This window comes from Pseudolysinimonas sp., assembly GCF_051954455.1.
Lineage (GTDB): Bacteria > Actinomycetota > Actinomycetes > Actinomycetales > Microbacteriaceae > Pseudolysinimonas.
In genome coordinates, this window is sequence record NZ_JBQCHS010000023.1 from 1 (window position 1) to 21620 (window position 21620).

Annotated in this window: 14 protein-coding genes; 10 read left to right on the forward strand and 4 right to left on the reverse strand. The window is 71.7% G+C overall.

What is annotated here, in order from left to right; genetic code table 11:
- On the reverse strand, positions 1–883 hold an 883-nt coding region (locus ACTHM3_RS10660), incomplete at its 3' end, for a sulfurtransferase (RefSeq protein ID WP_440406121.1).
- Between the two features lie 524 nt (positions 884–1407).
- Here ACTHM3_RS10660 and ACTHM3_RS10665 point away from each other — a divergent pair.
- The 10 genes from ACTHM3_RS10665 to ACTHM3_RS10710 all read left to right on the forward strand — a co-directional run bounded on the left by ACTHM3_RS10665 (position 1408) and on the right by ACTHM3_RS10710 (position 17380).
- Positions 1408–2880, forward strand: coding sequence for a sugar transferase (locus ACTHM3_RS10665; protein WP_440406077.1), 1473 nt, complete (start codon positions 1408–1410; stop codon positions 2878–2880).
- 2 nt (positions 2881–2882) lie between these two features.
- Positions 2883–8501 (forward strand): DUF4082 domain-containing protein, encoded by a 5619-nt coding sequence (locus tag ACTHM3_RS10670; protein WP_440406078.1) that lies wholly within the window; start codon positions 2883–2885, stop codon positions 8499–8501.
- 73 nt (positions 8502–8574) lie between these two features.
- Positions 8575–9615 (forward strand): Gfo/Idh/MocA family protein, encoded by a 1041-nt coding sequence (locus tag ACTHM3_RS10675; RefSeq protein WP_440406079.1) that lies wholly within the window; start codon positions 8575–8577, stop codon positions 9613–9615.
- A 12-nt stretch (positions 9616–9627) separates the two neighbouring features.
- Positions 9628–10623 (forward strand): NAD-dependent epimerase/dehydratase family protein, encoded by a 996-nt coding sequence (locus ACTHM3_RS10680; RefSeq protein WP_440406080.1) that lies wholly within the window; start codon positions 9628–9630, stop codon positions 10621–10623.
- A 14-nt stretch (positions 10624–10637) separates the two neighbouring features.
- Positions 10638–11768, forward strand: coding sequence for a DegT/DnrJ/EryC1/StrS family aminotransferase (locus ACTHM3_RS10685; RefSeq protein ID WP_440406122.1), 1131 nt, complete (start codon positions 10638–10640; stop codon positions 11766–11768).
- 1 nt (position 11769) lies between these two features.
- Entirely contained in the window at positions 11770–12387 is a 618-nt protein-coding gene (locus ACTHM3_RS10690; RefSeq protein ID WP_440406081.1) for a NeuD/PglB/VioB family sugar acetyltransferase, read from the forward strand.
- Positions 12384–13493, forward strand: a complete 1110-nt coding sequence (locus ACTHM3_RS10695; RefSeq protein WP_440406082.1) for a DegT/DnrJ/EryC1/StrS family aminotransferase — start codon at positions 12384–12386, stop codon at positions 13491–13493. The genes ACTHM3_RS10690 and ACTHM3_RS10695 overlap by 4 nt, the downstream gene beginning before the upstream one ends.
- 40 nt (positions 13494–13533) lie before the next feature.
- The gene (locus ACTHM3_RS10700) at positions 13534–15000 is read left to right on the forward strand and encodes a lipopolysaccharide biosynthesis protein (protein ID WP_440406083.1); all 1467 of its coding nucleotides are present in this window, start codon (positions 13534–13536) and stop codon (positions 14998–15000) included.
- Positions 14997–16256, forward strand: coding sequence for a glycosyltransferase (locus ACTHM3_RS10705; protein ID WP_440406084.1), 1260 nt, complete (start codon positions 14997–14999; stop codon positions 16254–16256). Before ACTHM3_RS10700 ends, ACTHM3_RS10705 begins: the two co-directional genes overlap by 4 nt.
- Positions 16253–17380: a glycosyltransferase gene (locus ACTHM3_RS10710; RefSeq protein ID WP_440406085.1), complete on the forward strand. Its 1128-nt coding sequence runs from the start codon at positions 16253–16255 to the stop codon at positions 17378–17380. Before ACTHM3_RS10705 ends, ACTHM3_RS10710 begins: the two co-directional genes overlap by 4 nt.
- Here ACTHM3_RS10710 and ACTHM3_RS10715 read toward each other — a convergent pair.
- The 3 genes from ACTHM3_RS10715 to ACTHM3_RS10725 form a co-directional block, all read right to left on the reverse strand.
- Positions 17325–18617, reverse strand: a complete 1293-nt coding sequence (locus tag ACTHM3_RS10715; RefSeq protein WP_440406086.1) for an O-antigen ligase family protein — start codon at positions 18615–18617, stop codon at positions 17325–17327. The genes ACTHM3_RS10710 and ACTHM3_RS10715 overlap by 56 nt on opposite strands.
- Positions 18618–18700: 83 nt before the next feature.
- Entirely contained in the window at positions 18701–19585 is an 885-nt protein-coding gene (locus tag ACTHM3_RS10720; RefSeq protein ID WP_440406087.1) for a hypothetical protein, read from the reverse strand.
- A 67-nt stretch (positions 19586–19652) separates the two neighbouring features.
- Positions 19653–21542 carry a DUF4082 domain-containing protein gene (locus tag ACTHM3_RS10725; protein ID WP_440406088.1) on the reverse strand — a complete coding sequence of 630 codons (1890 nt, stop codon included), beginning with the start codon at positions 21540–21542 and terminating at the stop codon, positions 19653–19655.
- Between the last annotated feature and the right edge of the window lie 78 nt (positions 21543–21620).

Here is a 21620-nt window from a genome sequence, read left to right on the forward strand (position 1 = left end):
CGCCCGCGCGCCCCCCCCCCGCGCCGGGGGGGCGACTCTTCTCCGCGGGGGGGGGCCCGGTCGCGCCCGGGCGGTCCGGGTGGTTCGCCCACTGGCTCCAGGAGCCGGGGTAGAGCACGGCATCGAATCCCGCGACGGCCAGCGCGAGTGCCTCATGCGCAGCGGTGACACCGGAGCCGCAGTACACGCCGACCGGCGCATCGCGTCGGACGCCGAGCGTCGCGAACCGCGCACGCAGGGCGTCGGGATCGAGGAAGCGGCCGTCGGCGCCGAGGTTCGCGGTGGTCGGGGCGCTCACCGCCCCGGGGATGTGGCCGGCGCGCGGGTCGATCGGCTCGACATCGCCGCGGTAGCGCTCGGCGGCGCGGGCGTCGAGCAGCACGCCGGTCAGTGCGAGGTCCTCCACGTCGTCCATGCCGACCCTCGGCAGGGCGCCGGCGCGGAGCACGACGTCGCCCGGCTCCGGCGGGGCGGGGTCCCCGGTCTCGAGCTCGAAGCCGGCCTCGCGCCACGCGCGGAGGGCGCCGTCGAGCACTCGCACGTCGGCGAGCCCCGCATCGCGGAGCATCCACCAGGCGCGCGCCGCCGACATCCCGCCGAGATCGTCGTAGACGACCACCGTGTCGCCCGTGTTCACGCCCCACGCCCGGGCGGACGACTGCAGCGCCTCGCGGGACGGCAGCGGATGGCGGCCGTCGGTCGGCGCCCCGTCCGCGGCCAGCTCGCGGTCGAGTTCCACGTAGACGGCGCCGGGGATGTGCCCGGCGCGGAAGTCGCCGCGCCCGTCCGGCCGGTCCAAGCGCCAGCGCACGTCGAGGAGCCGTGGTCGCCGTCCGGTCGGGAGCCCCGGGTCGAGGATCGCCCGCAGCTCGGCGGCCGTCACGAGAGGATCGGTCACGGCTCGACGCTACGCGCTCCGGAGTCTGCGGGCCCGGGGTTCGATGAGGTGCCGGTGGTCGGCGACGCCCCCCGGCGGGCCAACCACCGGCGTGCTCTGACGCGATCGGATAACCCCCCGACTACGCGCATGCACCCGCATCATCCCCCTTGCGAGAGATCGATCGCGGAGCGCCACACAATACCGGACAAGGTTGAGAACCTCCCCAAAAAGGGGGGCATTTCCGCGCAGTCCCCCTATTCGTGGGCAGTTATGAAGATCTCTTCACATTTGGCGCTTGACGTTCTCGGGAATGCCTCGATAACCTGACGACGCTTCGCCCCCCCGACGAAGCGTCGAGCGCAACCCGCAGCACTCTCAGCATCACAAGCTCGACGTCCACCTGTACCCCCCGACAGGTCTTCAATGCACGCGCCCCCCAGCGTGTCCGTCGTCCCCCACGACATCGACGCGCCCTCTCTCAGCACCTCGCAGCACCCCTGCGCCACGCGCCCGCACGGAGCGGAGCGATGACCGCGGCCACGCCCACCAGGGCGGACCTGCGGTCGGCCGTCACCGCAGCGCGACCGATCGAGCGATCGATCTGGTCCCGCCAGCGTCTCCTCGAACGGCGCCTCGTCGACCTCGCCGCGATCCTCGTCGCCATCGCAGCGGGGCTCGGGGTCGACGTCGTCCTCGGCATCGCGCCCGACGCGTCGCTCCGCGCCGGGATGCTGATCCTTCTCGGCATCGTCTGGTTCGCGGCGCTCCGGGCCGCTGCGCCGCACGAGCTCCGTCGCGTCGTCGCGGCTCGCCTCGATGCGCGCGCGGTGGTCGCCGGATCGGCCGCCGCGTTCGGTCTGCTCGCCGCGGCGGCGGCCTTCGCGCCCGGCCTCGACGTCCGCGCCGATCTGCTCGTCACGTTGCCCCTCGGCCTCGCCCTGCTGCTCGCCGGCCGCGGCGTCTGGCGCGTGCGTCTCGCCAAGGCGCGTGCCGCCGGCCGTCACCTGCCCCGCGCCGTCATCGTGGGCACCGGTCCTCAGGTGGACTTCGTGCTCCGGCAACTCGGCCGGACCCCCATCGCGTCGTACGTCGTCGGCGGGATCGTCCGCATCGGCGACATCTCCAGCGGCGCCGAGCTCCCGGAGAGCGACATCATGGCGTTCCGCGGTGCGGACGCCGTCCACGAGGCCGCGACGATCACGCGCGCCGACGCCGTCATCGTCGCGGGGACGCCGCACGACTCCGCCGAGTTCCTCCAGTCGCTCGCCTGGCAGCTGGAGCGGACGCCGACGGAGCTCGTGCTGGCCTCGACGCTCGACAGCGTCCGCCAGGGCCGGATCTTCTTCGACACCTCGGCCGGGCTCCCGCTCCTGCGTGTCGCGTCGCCGACGTTCTCCGGCGCCAAGCACGTGGTGAAGCGGGCGATGGACGTCGCGGTGTCGGGAGCGGCTCTCCTGGCGGCAGCCCCCGTGCTCGGGATCCTCGCCGTTCTGGTCCGACTGGACAGCAAGGGGCCGGCCCTGTTCCGTCAGGAGCGGATCGGGGTCGACGGCTCGACGTTCACGATGTTCAAGTTCCGTTCGATGGTTGTCACGGCCGAACAGGACCTCGCCGCGCTCGTCGCGCAGAACGAGGGCTCGGGCGTCCTGTTCAAGCTGAAGCGCGACCCGCGCGTCACGCGGGTCGGCGCGATCATGCGCAAGTACTCGCTCGACGAGCTGCCCCAGCTCTGGAACATCTTCGTCGGCGACATGAGCCTCGTCGGGCCGCGTCCTCCGCTGGCGCGCGAGGTCGCCGAGTACGAGGCGCACGTCCACCGTCGCTTGACCATCAAACCGGGCCTCACCGGTGCCTGGCAGGTCAGCGGTCGGTCCGACCTCAGTTGGGACGAGAGCGTGCGTCTCGATCTGCTGTACGTCGAGAACTGGTCCATCTGGGGAGACCTCAAGATCCTCTTCCGGACCGTCAAGGTCGTCATCGATCCCGCGGGGGCTTACTGAACATGGTCCATCTCTCTCAGCTCCGGCCGGCGACGCGCGAAGGCGTCGCCGGCCTTCCGGCGTCCCGTCGGCGACTGCGCGCCCTCGGTGTGGCGATGGTCGCGGCGATCGCGGCCTCGATGATCGTCGGTGTGGCCGCCGCCGCCCCCGCGCGCGCGGCCGTCACGGATCCGTGCGGCACCGGCTCGAACGCCATCGTCTGCGAGAACAGCAAGCCGGGGACTCCGGAGTCGCAGTGGGACATCGACGGGGCCGGCGACGCGACGATCCAGGGATTCGCCACCGACATCAGCGTCAACGCCGGGTCGACGATCGGCTTCAAGGTCAAGACCGACGCGAGCAAGTACTCGATCCGCATCTTCCGCACCGGGTACTACCAGGGCAACGGCGCGCGCCTGATCGCCACCATCGCGCCCTCCGCCGCGCTGCCGCAGACCCAGCCGCAATGTGTGAGCGACGTCTCGACCCAGTTGTACGACTGCGGCAACTGGGCGCTCTCGGCCAGCTGGGCCGTCCCGGCCACCGCGGTCTCCGGTGTCTACGTCGCCGACCTCACCCGGACCGATACCGGCGGCACCAGCCAGATCCTGTTCATCGTGCGCAACGATGCGAGCCACTCGCAGGTCGTCTTCCAGACCTCCGATCCGACCTGGGAGGCCTACAACTCCTACGGCGGCGCCGACTTCTACCAGGGCGCCGCGGTGGGCCGCGCCTACAAGATCAGCTACAACCGGCCGCTGATGACGCGGGACGGCTCGACCAACCACGACAACTACTTCAGCGCGGAGTACCCCGCCGTCCGATTCCTCGAGCAGAACGGCTACGACGTCAGCTACATCGCCGGAGTCGACACGGACCGCTACGGCTCGCTCCTCACCAACCACAACGTGTTCCTGTCGGTCGGTCACGACGAGTACTGGTCGACGGGACAGCGCGCGAACGTGGAGGCGGCCCGCGACAAGGGCCTGAACCTCCAATTCCTCTCCGGGAATGAGGTCTACTGGCACACCCGGTACGAGTCCTCCTCCGTCGATCCCTCCGGCGGCGGGTACCGCACGCTGGTCTCGTACAAGGAGACCTGGTCGAACGCGAAGATCGACCCCTCGACGACCTGGACCGGGACCTGGCGCGACCCGCGTTTCGCCCCGCCGTCCGCCGGTGCCGGCCGACCCGAGAACACCCTCACCGGCACCATGTACATGTCGAACTCCGACGACCTGCCGGTGACGGTCTCCTCGACCGAGGGCAAGCTCCGGATCTGGCGCAACACCAGCCTGGCGACCATGGCGGCGGGGACCAGTCAGGCCCTGGCGCCCCACACGATCGGGTACGAGTCGGACGAGGACGTCGACAACGGGATGCGACCCGCCGGGCTCATCGACATGTCGACCACGGTCGGCTCGACGCCGCAGTACCTCCGCGACTTCGGCAGCGTCGTCACGCCGGGCACCACGACGCACCACATCACGCTGTATCGCGCGCCGAGCGGTGCGCGGGTCTTCTCGGCGGGCAGCATCCAGTGGACCTGGGGACTCGACCAGGACCACGACGGCAACGGCGCGGCCGCCGATCCGCGGATGCAGCAGGCGCAGGTCAACCTGCTCGCCGACATGGGCGCGCAGCCGCTCACGATCATGAGCGGTCTCGTCAAGACGACGGCGAGCACCGACACGACCGCCCCGACCGTCACGGTGACCACCCCGGCTGCCAACGCCTCGATCGCCAACGGCGCCAGCGTGACCGTCACGGGCACGGCGAGCGATGTCGGCGGCGTCGTCGCAGGCGTCGAGGTCTCGACCGACGGCGGCACGACCTGGCATCCCGCTCGGGGGACCACCAACTGGACGTACACGTACGTGCAGCACGGCCAAGGCGCCCAGCGCATCCTGGTCCGGGGCATCGACGACAGCGGCAACTATCCTTCGACGCCGACCACGGTGACCGTGCAGTCCACGGGAGCCGCGACCGTGTTCGGCGCGACCGTCCCCACGACGCCCGACGCCGGCGACCCCTCGAGCGTCGAGCTCGGTCTGCGGTTCACTCCGGCCGCCAACGGGTACGTCCAGGGCGTGCGCTTCTACAAGAGCGCGGGCAACACCGGTGTCCACACCGGATCGCTGTGGGACGCCACCGGGGCGCGTCTGGCGAGCGTCACCTTCACGGGGGAGACCGCGAGCGGCTGGCAGAAGGCCACGTTCAGCTCGCCTGTCCCGGTGGTCGCCGGACAGCAGTACACGGTGTCCTACACGGCGCCGTCGGGCCACTACGCCGGCGACTCGTACTACTGGGCGTACTCCGCCCAGGCCTCGCCGCCGCTGACGGTCGACGGTTCGTACGCCGCGCCGTCGCCGGGCGTCTACGGAGATCCGGGCACCTACCCGGCCAAGGACTACCAGCGCACCAACTACTGGGTCGACCCCGTGTTCGACACGGTGGACAGCACTCCGCCATCGGTCGCGTCGCAGTGGCCGCTGCCCGGCTCCACCGGCGTCGCCGCCGCGACCACCATCAGCGCCGCGCTCACCGGCGGCATCAACGACGCCACGGTCGGGCTGACGGTCAAGTCCGTGCAGGGCTCGCTCGTCGCGGGGACGTCGGCGTACGACTCGACCCGCCATGTGATCACCTTCACGCCGGCGGCGGCCCTCGCGGCCGGCGCCTCGTACACGGCGACGGTCACCGCCCAGGGCCAGACGGGCACGCCCCTGTCGACCGGCGGCACGTGGACCTTCACGGTCGCGGCCGCGGGCACCGAGACCGGTTGCCCGTGCACGATCTTCCCCGACAGCACGCTGCCGACCACGCTGCAGGTGAGCGATGGCACGGGCGTCACGCTGGGCTCGAAGTTCATCCCGAGCGTGAGCGGATCGATCGTCGGCCTGCGCTTCTACAAGGGCCCGGGCAACGTCGGCCAGCACATCGCCACCCTGTGGAACGCGAGCGGCACGAAGCTCGCCCAGGTCACCTTCTCGAACGAGAGCGCGAGCGGGTGGCAGACCGCCTACTTCACCTCGGCCGTGGCGCTGACGGCGGGCACGACGTACGTCGTCTCGTACGTGTCGACGACCGGCAACTACTCCGTCACCCCGGGCCGCTTCACGAACGACTACGTCTCGGGGGCGCTCACCGTTCCCGCGCAGGGCGGGGTCTTCACGTACGGATCCGGCATGCCGACCTCGACCACGTCCACCGATTACTCGGTCGACGTCGTCTTCATGCGCAGCACCGCCGCGCCCGTGGTGCCGCTCACGGTGACGTCGCACGCCCCCGGCTCGGATGCCGCAGCCGTGGCGCCGACGGCACCGATCACCGCCACCCTCTCGGCCGACCCCGGCTCGACGATCCCGACGCTGTCGGTCGCCTCCAGCGGCTCGGCGGTCGCGGGCACGAGCTCGTACGACGCCGCGTCGCGGACGATCACGTTCACGCCGGGCGCTCCGCTCGCGTGGTCGACGCAGTACTCGGTCACCGTGTCCTCCGGGTCGACTGCGCTCGGCGGCGGCACCTGGTCGTTCACGACGGCCGCGCAGGCGCCGCCGGGTGCGAGCTACCACCTCATCGACGACACCCCGGCGACCGCGTCGAACAGCGACAGCGGCGCGGTGGAGCTCGGCATGTCGTTCACGGCCTCGCAGGCCGGCAGCGTCACCGGAGTCCGGTTCTACAAGGGCACCGGCAACACGGGCACCCACACCGGCTCTCTGTGGTCGTCGACCGGGCAGCGGCTCGCAACGGTCACGTTCGCCAATGAGACGGCCACCGGCTGGCAGACCGCCACGTTCGCGACCCCGGTCGCGCTGACCCCCGGCCAGCACTACGTGGTGTCGTACTACGCGCCGAACGGCCACTACGCCTCGACGAGCGGGTACTTCTCGGCGATGCACTCGTCGGGCCCGCTCAGCGCGGACACGGTGCAGAACGGCCGCTATCTCTACGGGGCGGGCGGTCAGATGCCGACCGGCAGCTGGAACGCGTCGAACTACTTCGTCGACGTCCTGTTCACGACAGCCGGCTCGGCCGCACCGGTGACGGTCGCCTCGACCTCGCCTGCCGCGGACGCCACCGCGGTGCCGACGTCCGCGACGGTCACGGCGACGATGTCCGCGGAGAGCTCTGCGGGACAGCCGACGATCGCCGTCACCGGTCCGTCGGGCGCCGTGGCGGGCTCCGTCACGAACGACCCGGTCGGCCACACCGTCACCTTCGCCCCGACGGCACCGCTCGCGACGAGCACGACGTACACGGCGACGGTCTCCATCGCGGGCGGCACGGTGACGGGTGGTTCCTGGTCGTTCACGACGGCGGCCGCGAGCGCCCCTGACGCCGGCTTCCACCTCGCCGCGCCGACACCCGCGGTCGCCGCCGAGGACGACACGGGGTCGGTGGAGCTGGGCATGGCGTTCTCGTCCTCGGCCGCGGGCAGTGTGACCGCGATCCGTTTCTACAAGGGGTCCGGCAACACCGGCACGCACACCGGCTCGCTCTGGCTGCCCGACGGCACGCGCGTCGCGCAGGTGACCTTCACGGGCGAGACCGCGGGCGGATGGCAGACGGCCACCCTCGCGACCCCCTATGTGGTGGTCCCCGGGCAGACGTACATCGTGTCGTACCACGCGCCGAACGGGCACTACGCCTCGACGAGCGGCTACTTCGGCACGACGCGCACCAGTGGGCCGTTGACCGCCGACGCCGTCAACGGCCGGTACAACTACGGCTCGACGCCCGCCCTGCCGGATGGCTCGTGGGGGGCGACCGACTACGGCGTCGACGTGACGTTCGTGCCGTCGACGTCGTCGACGCCGAGTACGCCGCCCACGACGCCGAGCACGCCGCCCGCGACCCCGTCGGTGACCGTCGGCACGACCAACCCGGCGCAGGGCACGACGGATGTCGCCCCGACGCTCACCGTGACGGCGGCGGTCACCGGTTCGGGCGCGTCGGGCACCAGCCTGGTGGTGACCGCCCCGGGCGGAGCGACGGTCGACGGAGCCTCGACGTATTCCGCGACCGACGGGACCGTGAGCTTCACGCCCACCACCCCGTTCGGATGGTCGACCGCCTACACGGCGACCGTGATGGCGGGCGGCGCGGCGGTCGCGGGGGGCACCTGGTCGTTCACGACGACCGCCGCACCCACCCAGGTCACGGGCGACTCGATCTTCGCCCTCGACGCGACGCCGCAGAACGCCGCGTGGAACGACCCGACCGACGTGCAGGTCGCCGTGCGCTTCAGCACGGACGTCGCCGGGACGGTGACCGCGGTGCGCTTCTACAAGGGCGACACGAACACCGGCACGCACACCGGCTACCTGTGGGGCCCCGACAAGGGGCTCCTCGCGACCGTCTCCTTCACGAACGAGACGGCGAGCGGCTGGCAGGTGGCACAGTTCAGTCAGCCGGTGTCGATCCTGCCGGGGCAGGAGTACCGCGTGGGTCTGCGGAGCACGACGGGCAATTACGCCGTCGACCTCAACGGTCTCGCGAACGGACTGACGAGCGGCCACATCACGGTGCCGGCCCAGGGAGCCGCGTACTCGAGCGGCAGCGCCTACCCGGACGCCCTGTCGAACCACAACTACTGGGTCGACCTGCTGTTCGCGCCGCAGACCCCGGGAAGCTGACCTCCGTTCGGGGACTGGCCATCGCCGGTCCCCGAACGCAGAATCGAAGCACACCGCACTGAGCCGGAAGATCATGACCTCCACCCTGAGCATCGCCGTGATCGGCGCCGGATACTGGGGTCCCAACCTCGCCCGGAACTTCCGTTCCAGCGAGCACTGGGATCTCGCCGCCATCTGCGATCTCGATCGAGCGCGTGCCGAGAAGCTCGCCACGTCGCTCGGGGGGATCCCGGTCGTGACCGATCTCGCCGACGTCCTCGCCGATTCCTCGATCGACGCGGTCGCCATCGCGACGCCGGCGCGCACCCATCACCCCATCGCGATGGCCGCGTTGCGGGCGGGCAAGCACGTCGTCGTCGAGAAGCCGCTCGCCGACAGCCGGGAGCTCGGCGAGGCGATGGTCCGCGAGGCCGACGAGCGCGGTCTGGTCCTCATGGCCGACCACACCTACTGCTACACCCCGGCCGCCCTCCGCATCCGCGAGCTCGTCGAGGCGGGCGAGCTGGGCGACATCCTCTTCATCGACTCGGTGCGTATCAACCTCGGGCTGATCCAACCGGACGTCGACGTCTTCTGGGATCTGGCGCCCCACGACCTCTCGATCATGGACTTCGTCCTTCCGGGGGGCCTGCAGACCGCGTCGGTCGCTGCCCAGGGCGCCGATCCGCTCGGAGCCGGGAAGGCCTGCATCGGCTACCTGAGCATGCCGCTCGCGAACGGCGGCGTCGCCCACGTGCACGTCAACTGGCTCAGCCCGACCAAGATCCGCCAGGTCGTCATCGGCGGATCCCGACGCACCCTCGTCTGGGACGATCTGAACCCGCAGCAGCGCCTCAGCGTCTACGACCGGGGCGTGGACCTCGCGCAGCAATCGGCCACCGACCGCACCGCCGCCACCGTCTCCTACCGTCTCGGCGACACCTGGTCGCCGGCGCTCCCGGAGCGCGAGGCCCTCTCGGCGATGGCGGCGGAGTTCGCCGCGAGCATCACGGAGGGTCGTCCGGCCCGTACGGATGGTCGGGCCGGATTGCGCGTGCTGTCCGCTCTCGAGGCCGCCCGCGGCAGCCTCGCCCAGAACGGCGCCCCCTTCGCCGTCACCGCATCCCCCAACTAGGAGTCCCTTCCCATGACCGATCTCAGCGGCCAGAACGTCCTCGTCACCGGCGGCGCCGGCACGATCGGCTCGACGCTCGTCGACCAGCTGCTCGATGCGGGTGTCGCGCACGTCGACGTCCTCGACAATCTCGTCCGAGGCCGCCGCGCCAATCTCGACGACGCGCTCGCCACCGGTCGGGTCGAGCTCCACGAGGGGGACATCCGCGACCGCGCGGTCGTGCGACGGCTCGTCGACGGCAAGGACACCGTCTTCCACCAGGCCGCGATCCGCATCACGCAGTGCGCCGAGGAGCCGCGTCTCGCGCTTGAAGTGCTCGTCGACGGAACGTTCAACGTCGTCGAGGCCGCGGCAGAGCTCGGCGTCGGCAAGCTCGTCGCGGCCTCCAGCGCCTCGGTCTACGGGATGGCGGAGGAGTTCCCGACGACGGAGCGTCACCACCACCACACCAACGACACCCTCTACGGCGCCGCGAAGTCGTTCAACGAGGGGCTCATCCGCAGCTTCCGCGCGATGCAGGGCCTGGATTACGTGCTGCTGCGCTACTTCAACGTGTACGGCCCGCGCATGGATGTCCACGGCCTGTACACCGAGGTCCTCGTCCGATGGATGGAGCGCATCGCCGACGGCAAGCCCCCGCTCATCTTCGGCGACGGCCAGCAGACGATGGACTTCGTCTTCACGACCGACATCGCCCGAGCCAACGTGCTCGCGGCGCAGAGCGATGTCGTCGAAGGCGTCTACAACATCGCGCGCGGCGAGGAGACGAGCCTGCTCGGCCTCGCCGAGGCCCTCCTGCGGGTCATGGGATCGGACCTCTCCGTCGAGCACGGCCCCGAGCGCGCCGTGAACGGCGTGGTCCGTCGGCTCGCCGACACGCAGGCCGCGCGTAGCGATCTCGGATTCGAGGCCACCACGGGCCTCGAGGACGGGCTCCGCCAGCTCGTCGCCTGGTGGGAGCCGCTCCGCGAGGAGATCGCGGCCGGTCGCGCGGAGGTGCCGGCGTGAGCCGCATCAACGTCATGAAACCGTGGCTCGGACCGGAGGAGGCCGAGGCCGTCGCCGAGGCGATCGCCTCCGGCTGGGTTGCGCAGGGCCCGCGTGTGGCCGCGTTCGAGGCGGCCTTCGCCGAGCGCATGCAGGCGGAGCACGCGGTCGCGCTCTCCAACTGCACGACCGCGCTGCACCTCGCCCTCGTCGTCGGCGGTGTCGAGGCCGGTGACGACGTCGTCGTGCCGTCGTTCTCGTTCATCGCGACGTCGAATGCGCCGACCTACGTCGGCGCCCGTCCGGTGTTCGCCGACGTGGACCCGATGACCGGCAACGTCACGGCCGAGACCGTCGAGGCGGCGATCACCCCGCGCACCCGCGCCGTGATCGTCGTCGATCAGGGCGGCGTGCCCGTCGACCTGGATGCGATCCGGGCCCTCTGCGACCCGCGCGGCATCCTCGTCGTCGAGGACGCCGCCTGCGGCGCCGGGTCGACCTACAAGGGTCGGCCCGTCGGTGCCGGCGCCGAGCTCACCGCCTGGTCGTTCCACCCTCGCAAGCTGCTCACGACCGGCGAGGGGGGCATGCTGACGACCCCGAACGCCGAATGGGCCGCGCGCGCGCGTCGTCTGCGCGAGCACGCGATGAGCGTGTCGGCCGCCGATCGTGCCGCCGCCGTGATCGCGCCCCCGGAGGAGTACGGGGAGATCGGCTTCAACTACCGCATGACCGACATGCAGGCGGCCGTGGGGCTCGTGCAGCTCGGTCGGCTCGACGCGATCGTGGCGCGCCGGCGCGGGATCGCCGCGGCGTATCGCGCGGCGCTCGGGAGCATCCCGGGTCTGCGCGTCGTCGCGGACCCGGAGCACGGCACCGCGAACTTCCAGTCGCTCTGGGTCGAGGTCGGCCCCCCGTATCCGCTCGACCGCGAGGCTCTCATGGTGCACCTCGCCGAGGCCGACATCTCGGCTCGTCGCGGCATCATGGCCGCGCACCGCCAGCCCGCCTATGCCGACCGCGACACCGGCGGCGTGCCGCTGCCCGTCACGGAGCACCTCACCGACGACACCCTGATCCTGCCGGTCTTCCACCAGATGACCGATGAGGAGCTCCAGCGCGTGATCGACGCGGTGCGGGCGCCGGTCGCCGTCGCCGCCGGTTGACATGGACGTCCTGCTGCTCGCCGCGGGCGGTCTCGCGCGCGAGGTCCTCGGCGCCGACCTGCCCGGGATCGACGTCATCGGCCTGCTCGACGACGACCCCGCGCGCGTCGGCGCCGAGATCGGCGGCCGACCCGTGCTGGGGGGCATCGACCTGGCCCGCGAGCGACCCGAGCAGCTCCTCGTGTGCGCCGGATCGGGCGCGGCCCGCCGGCGCATCGTCGAGCGGATCGGCGCGGGTGACGAGCGCTTCGCGACGGCGATCGACGCCTCGGTGCGCATCCCCGCGGGGTGCACGGTCGGCGCCGGATCGATCCTGCTGGCGGGGACCGTGCTGACCGCCGACGTCACGGTAGGGCGGCACGTCGTCGCCATGCCGGACGTCGTCCTGACGCACGACGACGTCATCGCCGACTACGCGACTCTCGCCGCCGGGGTGCGACTCGGCGGGGGTGTCCATGTCGGCGAGGCCGCCTACCTCGGCATGAGCGGCGCGGTGCGGCAGAATCTGCGGATCGGTGCGGATGCGCTGATCGGAATGGGAGCGGTCGTCCTTCGGGATGTACCGCCGGGAGAGACCTGGGTCGGCGTACCGGCCGAGAAGATGGGGGACCGTTCGTGAAGGTGCCGTTCCTGGACCTCGTGTCGCAGCAGGCCGAGATCGCCGACGAGGTGCTGGCCGGCTGGCAGCAGCTGCTGGCCACGTCGGCCTTCATCGGCGGGGAGCCCGTGTCGGCCTTCGAGCGCGAGTTCGGCGCCTACATCGGATCGACGCACACGGTCGGGGTCGCCAACGGGACCGATGCGATCGAGCTGGCCCTGCGCGCGCTCGGCGTCGGGCCAGGCGACGAGGTCGTCCTCCCGGCGAACACCTTCATCGCGACCGGGGAGGCGGTGTCCCGCATCGGAGCAGTGCCGGTGCTCGTCGACGTCGATCCCGACCATCTGCTCATGGACCCGGACGCGACGAATGCGGCGGTCACGTCGCGCACCGCCGCGATCGTGCCCGTCCACCTGTACGGCCAGATGGCGCCCATGACCGAGATCCTGGCCGTCGCCGAGCGGCACGGCCTTCCCGTCGTCGAGGACAACGCGCAGGCGCAGGGGGCGAGCTCGCCGGCGGGGCGTGCGGGTGCGGTGGGCAGGATCGCGGCGACGAGCTTCTACCCGGGTAAGAACCTCGGGGCGATGGGCGATGCCGGTGCGGTGACGACCGGCGACGCAGAGCTCGCCCATGCCGTGCGCGAGCTCTCCGCCCACGGGAGCTCCGTCAAGTACGTCCATGAGCGCATCGGTATGAACAGCCGGCTCGACGCCGTCCAGGCCGTCGCCTTGAGCGCGAAGCTGCGCCGGCTGGAGAGCTGGAACGCGGCGCGTCGTTCCGCCGCCGACCGCTACGCCGAGCTCCTCGCCGACATCGACGCAGTCGCGGCGCCCCGATCGCGGGAGGGCAACATCGACGTCTGGCATCTCTACGTCGTGCAGGTGGACCGGCGGGACCGCGTGCTGACCGCGCTCGGCGAGGAGGGCATCGGCGCCGCCATCCACTATCCGACCCCGGTGCACCTGAGCCCGGCCTACGCCGGTCTCGGGATCGCGCGCGGCGCCTTCCCCGTGGCGGAGGCCGCGGCCGACCGGATCCTCTCGCTGCCGATGTTCCCGCATCTCACCGCCGACCAGCAGGAGCTGGTCGCTGCGGGGCTGCGCCGCGCGGTCGAGGCGGGCTGAGGCGGAGCGGGCGCTGGCCGGGCGGCACGAGGGGGAGCGGATGACGCGGAGGAGGAATCGGCCTCCGGGCGGGGCCTCGCGCGCGCTCGTGTGGAGCTTCGGCAGCAACATCGTGTCCCGTCTCGGCACGCTGGCGATCGGGATCCTGCTCTCGCGCATCCTCGGCCCCGAGGCGTTCGGCACCTACGCCGTCGCGTTCGTCGCTCTGACCGCCGTCCTCAGCTTCAACGACGTCGGAGTCAGCCTGGCCATCGTCCGCTGGCAGCGCGATCCGCGCGAGATCGCCCCGACCGTCGCGACGGTCTCCCTGATCGCGAGCGTCGTGATCTTCTCCGCCGGGTTCTTCGTCGCGCCGTTCTACGCGGCGGCGATGGGTTCGCCGGAAGCGACGGGCGTGGTCCGGGTCCTTCTCATCGGCATCCTGATCGACGGACTCGTCGCCGTCCCCGCCGCCCTCCTGCAGCGCGAGTTCCGGCAGGGGACGCGCGCGGGCATCGACCAGCTCAACGTCTGGCTCGGTGCGGCGGTCTCGGTGGCGCTCGCGATCCTGGGCATGGGGGCGATGAGCCTGGCCATCGGTCGGGTGGTGGGGAGCGGGGTCTCCGGCATCATCTTCTTCATCGTCTCGCCGCATCCCCTGCGGTTCGGCCTCGACCGGGCGGTGCTGCGCGAGCTGCTCGGATTCGGTCTCCCGCTCGCCGGGACGAGTCTGATCGCCTTCGCCATCGGGTACGCCGATCAGGTGGTCGTCGGGGCCGTCCTCGGGCCGGTGTCCCTCGGCTTCTACGTCCTCGCCTTCAACCTCTCGAGCTGGCCCGTCAGCGTCTTCTCCTCCCCGCTGCGCGCCGTCGCCCCCGCCGCCTTCTCCCGGCTCCAGGACGACCCCGTCCAGATGGACCGCGCCTTCCGCTCCGCATTCCGTCTGGTCGCCATCGCCGCCCTGCCGGTATGCTTCTTCCTGGCCGGAGCCGCCGAGCCGATCGTCCGCTTCGTCTACGGTGAGCAGTGGGCGCCCGCCGCCCACGTGCTCGGCTGGCTCGGGCTCTTCGGCGCGTTACGGATCCTGTTCGAGTTGAGCTACGACTTCCTGGTCGTCCTCCGGCGTTCGGGCTGGTTGCTCACGATCCAGGCGATCTGGGCGCTGGTGCTGGTCGGCGCGCTGATCGGCGGGACGCTGCTCGACGGGATGCGGGGCGCGGCGATCGCGCAGCTGATCGTCGGATCGGTGGTGGTGCTTCCTCTCTACCTCGGGATGCTCGCGCGCTCGGGCGTCCGGATCGGGCCCATGCTGCTCCGGGCGGCCGTGCCGCTGCTCGCGGCCATCGTCGTGCTCGTCTCGTCGCTCCTGCTCGCCGCGGTGCTGGCGCCGCCGGTCGTCCCGGCCGTCCTGTCCGGCTTGCTCGCGGTCCTCCTGATCGGCGGCCTGCTCCTGCTCGAGCGCTCGTCGATCGCCGAACTGCGCGCCACCTGGGCGGCGAGCAGGGCTCTCGAGGCGAGTGCGGCATGAGGATCCTGGTGTACCCGCACGATCTCGGGATGGGCGGGAGCCAGCTGAACGCGGTCGAGCTCGCCGCCGGGGTGCGCGATCTGGGGCACGACGTGGTCGTCGCCGGGCGGCCGGGGGCGTTGAACGCACGGATCTCCGAGCTCGGCCTCGATTTCGTCGAGCTGCCGCGGCCCGGGAAGCGCCCGTCCCCGACGGTCGCGCGGGCGCTCCGCGACCTCATCGACGCCCGCTCGCTCGATCTCCTGCACGGCTACGAGTGGCCGCCGACCCTCGAGGCCGAACTCGCCGCCGTCGGGCGCCCGCGCGTCGCCGTGGTCTCCACCGTCATGTCGATGGCCGTGCCGCCGTTCATCCCGAGCGGCGCGGACCTCGTGGTGGGGACTCGCGAGATCGCCGACCACGAGGTCCGACGGCGGGGACGCCGGCGTGTCCACGTGGTCGAGCCGCCTGTCGACCTCTCCTACAACCGTCCGGACCTCGACCTCGACGTCGCCGGATTCCGGGCGCGGTACGCCCTCGACGACGACCGGGTGACGGTCGTGGCCGTCGCCCGGTTCGCCCACGAGCTGAAGCTCGAGGGGACCCTGACGGCGATCGACGTGGCGGCGGAGGAGCCGCGCATGCAGCTCGTCCTGGTCGGAGACGGACCGGCCCGAGACGAGGTGGCTGCTCGAGCCGACCGTGCGAACTCCGCCGCGGGACGCCGCGCCGTGGTCCTGACCGGGGCGCTGGCCGACCCGCGGCCGGCCTACGCGGCCGCCCACATCTCGCTCGGCATGGGGGGATCGGCGCTCCGCGCCCTCGCCTTCGGCTCGCCCCTCGTCGTCCAGGGGGAGCGCGGGTTCTGGCGCCTTCTCACGCCGGAGTCGCTGGAGTCCTTCCTCTGGACGGGCTGGTACGGCGTCGGCGAGGGCCCCGAGAGCGGCGCGTCGCGGCTGCGCGGGATCCTCGGACCGCTGCTCGGCGATGCGGCCCGGCGGGCGGACCTGGGCGCCTACGGCCTCCAGGTCGTGCGGGCCGGGTTCTCGTTGGAGCAGGCCGCGCAGCGGCAGGCGGAGATCTACGCTGCGGCGGTGCAGGAGCCGCCCTCGCGGGCCGTCCGGCGGCGGGGCGACGTCGCCTCCCTCGCCCGTTACTCGGCCTACTACGCCCGGAAGCGGCTGCGGCGGTTGCAGGGAAGCGAACGCGCGGACGACTTCAATGCGCGACCGGTGGCAGCGCGGAACGCGGCGGCACCGGGCCGGAGGGGCGCATGACCGGCGGAGCCGTCGTGTGGCTCGCCGGAGTCGACTGGGACGGGCCTCCTGGCACGGATCGACGCCTCGTGCCCGAGCTCGCCGCACTCCGCCCCGTGCTGTGGGTGGATCCCCCCGCGTCGGTGTTCGGGGCGGGGCCGGTGGACGAGCGACCGGTCGCCGGCGTGGTGCGCCGTCGCCCGATCAGCCTTCCCGGGATGACCCGGCCCGGATCCCGCGTCGTCGCCTCCGCACGGGCCGGCGCCGCGGCGCGGGCGCTGGCCCGTGCGCACGGGCCGGTGGCGGCGACCGTCGTGGCCCGCCCGCTCGCGACATTCCCACGGGGGGTCGGGGGCGCCCGCATCCTCTTCGCGACCGACGACTGGATCGCAGGGGCGGCTCTCATGGGCCTCGATCGTCGCGCCGTGGAGCGCGACCTCCGCTCCGCGCTCCGTGCCGCCGACGCCGTCGTGGCGGTGAGCCCCGCACTCCTCGACCTGCTCGACGGAATCGGGGTGGCACGACCGGAGGCGACGCGCCTGGTGCTGCCGAACGGCGCCCCGGCGGTCACCGTCGGCGCAGGTTCGGAGCCGGTGGCCGTCCTCGTCGGACAGCTCAACGAGCGTCTGGACCTCGCGGCGCTCGAGGCGGTCCTGGCTGCGGGGGTCGCGATCCGCGTCTACGGGCGGGTCGTCGCCCGCGAGGAGACGGTTCGATCGCGTCTCGAGGCGCTCCTGGCCCACGAGAGGGTCGAGTGGCGCGGTGCCGTCGCGCCCGAGGTCCTGGCGGCGGAGCTCCCGACCGCTGCCGTCGGCCTCACGCCGTACACGGACACGCCGTTCAACCGGGCGAGCTCGCCCCTCAAGACGTGGGACTACCTGGCGGCAGGGCTCCCCGTCGTGTCGACCGACCTCTCGGCGTCACGGTGGATCGACAGCTGCGAGGTCTTGGTCGCGACCGATGCGGTCGACTTCGCGGACAAGGCGCGGGCGCAGATCGATCGTGCTGCGGCGGTCGGACGAGCCGACGAGCCCCACCGACTCGCGACGGCGCACTCCTGGGTGCACCGCGCCGCCGCGATGGACCGTCTCATCGGCGCGGTGGCGACGACGCGGCCCACACCAGTGGGATCGGCTCGAGGGTGACGGCGTCGCGCCCGTAGCGCGTGGCGTAGACGTAGCCGCCGGCCAATCCCGCGGTGAGGAACAGCATCCCCGCGGCCTTGGGGAATGACAGGGCGTCGAAGAACGCGCTCTCGGCGGCCCCGACCAGCAGCGCCGCAGCGATCGCCGGGCCGAGTTTGCGCATCGCGATCGGGACCACGGGCGCGCGGCGTGCCGCGGTGACGGCCAGGATCGCCGGGACCAGCAGCACGGCCAGGAAGGCGGCGGTGCCGACGATCCCGATCTCGAGGAGCAGACCGAGGTACTGGTTGTCGAAGATCCGGTACATGGGCAGGAAGGTCCCGAAGCCGCGGCCCACGATCGGGCTGATGGCGAACTCGCGGAAGAACACGCCGAAGCTGTTGGAGCGCGAGAGGGCGCTGCTGTCGGAGCTGGCGTCGACGAACAACCGGATGACGCCCTGGATGAGGCCAGGAAGGGCGACCGCCAGCGCAGCCACCCCCGCGACCGCGAGACCGAGCGCGCGCCACCGGACCTTCGCGGACCATCCCGGGATGAGCGGGAGCAGCCCGAGGACGAGGCCGATGACCGCCGACCGCGAGCCCGAGCTCGCCAGTGCCGCGCCGAGGAGCGCGACCCACAGCCACGGCAGGATCCGTCGACCGCCGCGGTCGAAGATCGCCATCGTGACCGCCAGGGGCAGCAGCATCGCGAGCAGCGTCGTGTATTCGAGCGGATGCGTCGCGGTGGAGGCGCTCCGCACGAAGTCACCCCGGGTGACCAGGCCCTGGTAGTCGGTGGTCGCCGTCAGGCCCGGGATCGGGATCCGGGAGACGATCGGTGTGCGCGTCGCGAACTCGATCAGACCGATGGCGGCCACCACGCCGCCCGTCGCGACGAGGCGGCGCAGCAGCACGAGAAGACGGTCGAGGTCCGGGATCCCCTCGCTCGCCACGAGCAGGATGCCCGAGTAGGAGATGAGTCGCAGCACGCCGTTGTCGGCGGGCCCGATCTCCACGGTCGCGATCGCGCGGGTCATCGCCACGAAATAGCTGATGGCGACCGTGCAGAACAGGACGAACGCCAGCGCGCGAAGGGGGCGATCGATCTCCATCGCGTCCGACCGGACGCGTCGGATGCGGTGCCAGACCCACCAGAGCGCGGCGGCGAGTCCCCAGAGGACCGCCGGCGATCCGGAGGCTCCGATCCCCGGCAGATACCGATCGGAGGGCACGAGGAGCAGGAGCAGGACGTACACCGTCAAGAGGGTGACGGCGTCGAGCGCGACCGGTCGTCGCTCCGAGCGCGGGCGCCGGGAGGTCGACCGGGGCGCCGCGATCGTCATCGGCCGCGTGAGCGGCCGGGAGAGCGCCGAGCCGGTAGACGGGGGCCGGAGGATCCGGAGGACCGCGCGGGCGTCACGGCCTCACTCTCCGTGGTGTCGGCCTCGGCCTCCGCGGTCTCGGGCGCCGTCGGATCGTCGTCCGCCGGCTCCGGGTCGTCCTGGCGTGCCATCGCCTGCGGATCGTCGGCCCAGGCGGCGGACGCGGCCGACTCCGGTTCCCCGGCGGCCACGATGACGGGAGGGGGCGGCGCGTCCTCGTCGGACGGTTCACCCGTGAAGCGGCGGCGTCGCGCCGCCAGTGCTCGATCCACCACTCCCGCGACGAGCACCGTCAGAACCACGCCGGCCGCGATGACGATCAGGGTGATCTGGGTGCGGCTCTTGGTGCTCACGGTCGGCGAGTCGTCGACGGCGACATCGGTGATCCGGATCCGCGAGGACTCGGGGACGTCCAGCTGCGCCTGCAACCCGTTCAACGTGTCGGCCGCCGCGGCGCGCAGATCGGTGAGGGTCCGCAGGGCGCCGCTCGCCCGCGGTGCCTCCGTCGACAGCAGGAGGATGGGACCGCTCGTGGTCGTGTCCGGCCCCGCCACGTAGGTGACCCCCGGGTGCTCCGCGGCGATGGCGCTGCGCTCGCTCTCCGAGCTCATCCGCTGACCGAGGATCTCGAGCGCCTGTGCCAGCCCGTCGAGCTGCAGGTAGGGGTTGCCCGTCTTGTCGACGGACGCCGACGGGGGCAGGAGCACCATGCTGGCCTGCGCGGTGTAGGTCACGGGCGTCGACGCGAAGGCCGCGATCGCCGACGGGATCGTCAGCAGCACGCCGATCAAGAGGATGTACCAGCGCCGGGCCAGGCCGCGGGCGAGGTCGCGCAAGTACATGTCTGCTCCGTCGGGCAAATGAGGGGTCAGGTTATCATCGCTCGTCGACGACCCTGCTGTGAACGCCTCAGTTGTGGGGGGTCACCTTGTAGACGTGGTAGGTCGACTCCGTCGGGAAGGAGTCGGTGAAGGTCCCCGCTGCGCTGACCGCGACGCTCCGGCCCTCCGACAGCACCTCGACCGTGCTCCTCTTCAACTGCGGGGGCAGCGCGAAGGTGCGGGAGCCCGTGGATCCGTCGGTCATGGCGAAGACGTAGGCCGAGCCGCCGTAGGTCTTGAGCATCGTCTGCAGCCCCGGGCCGAACGTCCAGTCGTATGACTGGGTGTTCAGCACGGGGGCGAGCGCACGGATCTGCGCATCGACCTGGGTCATCGCGGCCACCTGAGCGGCGCCGCAGAAGCCCGGACCGCTGTTCTGGGCATCGCGCAGGACCGCCGCGCTCTGGCAGGGGCCCGAGAGGCTCTGGTTGAAGTAGACGACGCCGCGGGCCTCGGCGATGAGCGAGGACATCACCGCGCCCTTCAGCTGATCGGGTGTGATGTACGCCTGGAAGGACCGGGCGTCGCTGCCGTTCAGGTCCTCCACGAACTGCCAGACCGGCTGAAGACGCCCGTCCGCGGCGTCCTGGATGCGGAGAGCGCGCACCGCGTTGCCGTAGCTGGACGACGACCGGCACTGGTTCTTCTGGATCGAGACGAGGTACGGGTCGCGATACGGGGTGTAGCCGCAGTAGGCGTTGGTGTAGAAGTACTGATCCAGCGAGACCACGTCGGTGAAGTCGTTCACGTACTTCTGCGACTGGCTGAGCGGGAAGTCGCCGCTGATGACCATCTGGGTGAAGTTGGCGTAGTTGAAACGCCCGTTGCCTTTGACGCGGTCGAGGTCCGACCGCAGGGACGCGAGGCCATCGTCGCTGAGGTCGAAGCGGCCGTCGACCTCGTCGTCGAGGAAGTTCCCGACCCAGTTGCGCGTCGTGTTCGTGTACGTGCTGTTCAGCGGCCCGCCGGCCCAGTAGACGCCGTTGCGGTCGAAGATCGACGAGGGGGTGCCCTCCCACAGACCGATGTAGGTGTTGATCCCCGCCTGCTTGTCCCAGGCGACCTGCGCATCGGTGTCGATCTGGTTGTACCAGATGCCGATCGGGAAGAAGGAGGGATCCGTCCAGCCCGCAGCGGCGGCAGCGGGGAACTTGGACCAGTAGGCCGGACCGCCCTCCCACGGGATCCGCCCGAGGTTCAGGGCGAGCGCGCCGCCGGGAGCCGCGACCGGGCCGTCCGGCGCGGTGACCGGGGGAGCGGAGGCGGTGGGGGTGGCCGACGGCGTCGGCGTCGGGCTCCCGGGCGACGCCGACGGATCCGTCGGCCGGGTCGCGCGGTAGACGACGTCCACGAGGTAGTTCGAGTTCCGATACGAGCGCTGGGGGTAGGCGCCGACGACGTAGGAGTAGACGCCGGCGCCGCGCGGATAGGTGACCGTGCCGTCGGAGATCGGGTTCCGGAAGCCCTCGGCATCCGACGAATAGCGTCCCTTCGGGGCACTGTAGGACAGCACGTAGGTTCTGCCCGCCTCCACCCTGATCGGCCGGGAGAACGAGGCGGACTGCCATCCGGACCTCGATTCGTGAGTGAAGGTCGTCGTGGCGATGCGGATCCCGCCCGGGCTCCAGAGGGAGCCGACGTGCGTGCCCGTGTTCCGGGGGCCCTTGTAGAAGCGGACTCCCGTGACGGTGACCTCCTTCTTCGTCGAGAAGCGCACCCCGAGCTCCACCGGGCGCCGATCGGGGTCGGTCAGGGTGGTGGGTCGGATCGAATCCGTGAAGACGGACCGCGTCGCGCCTGCCGCCTGCCCCGTCGGGACGAGGGCGATCCACGCGAAGGCGGCGACCGCGACGACCGCCGCGATGATCACGGAGAGGCGGATGCGGCTCAACCCGGAGGCGATCCTGGTGCGGCTCATGGCGCTACTCCCAGCGTCTGGTCGCCCGCATGGGCGATAATGCCCCCCGCGGGCAGGGTAGCAGGACGCGGTGTCGAG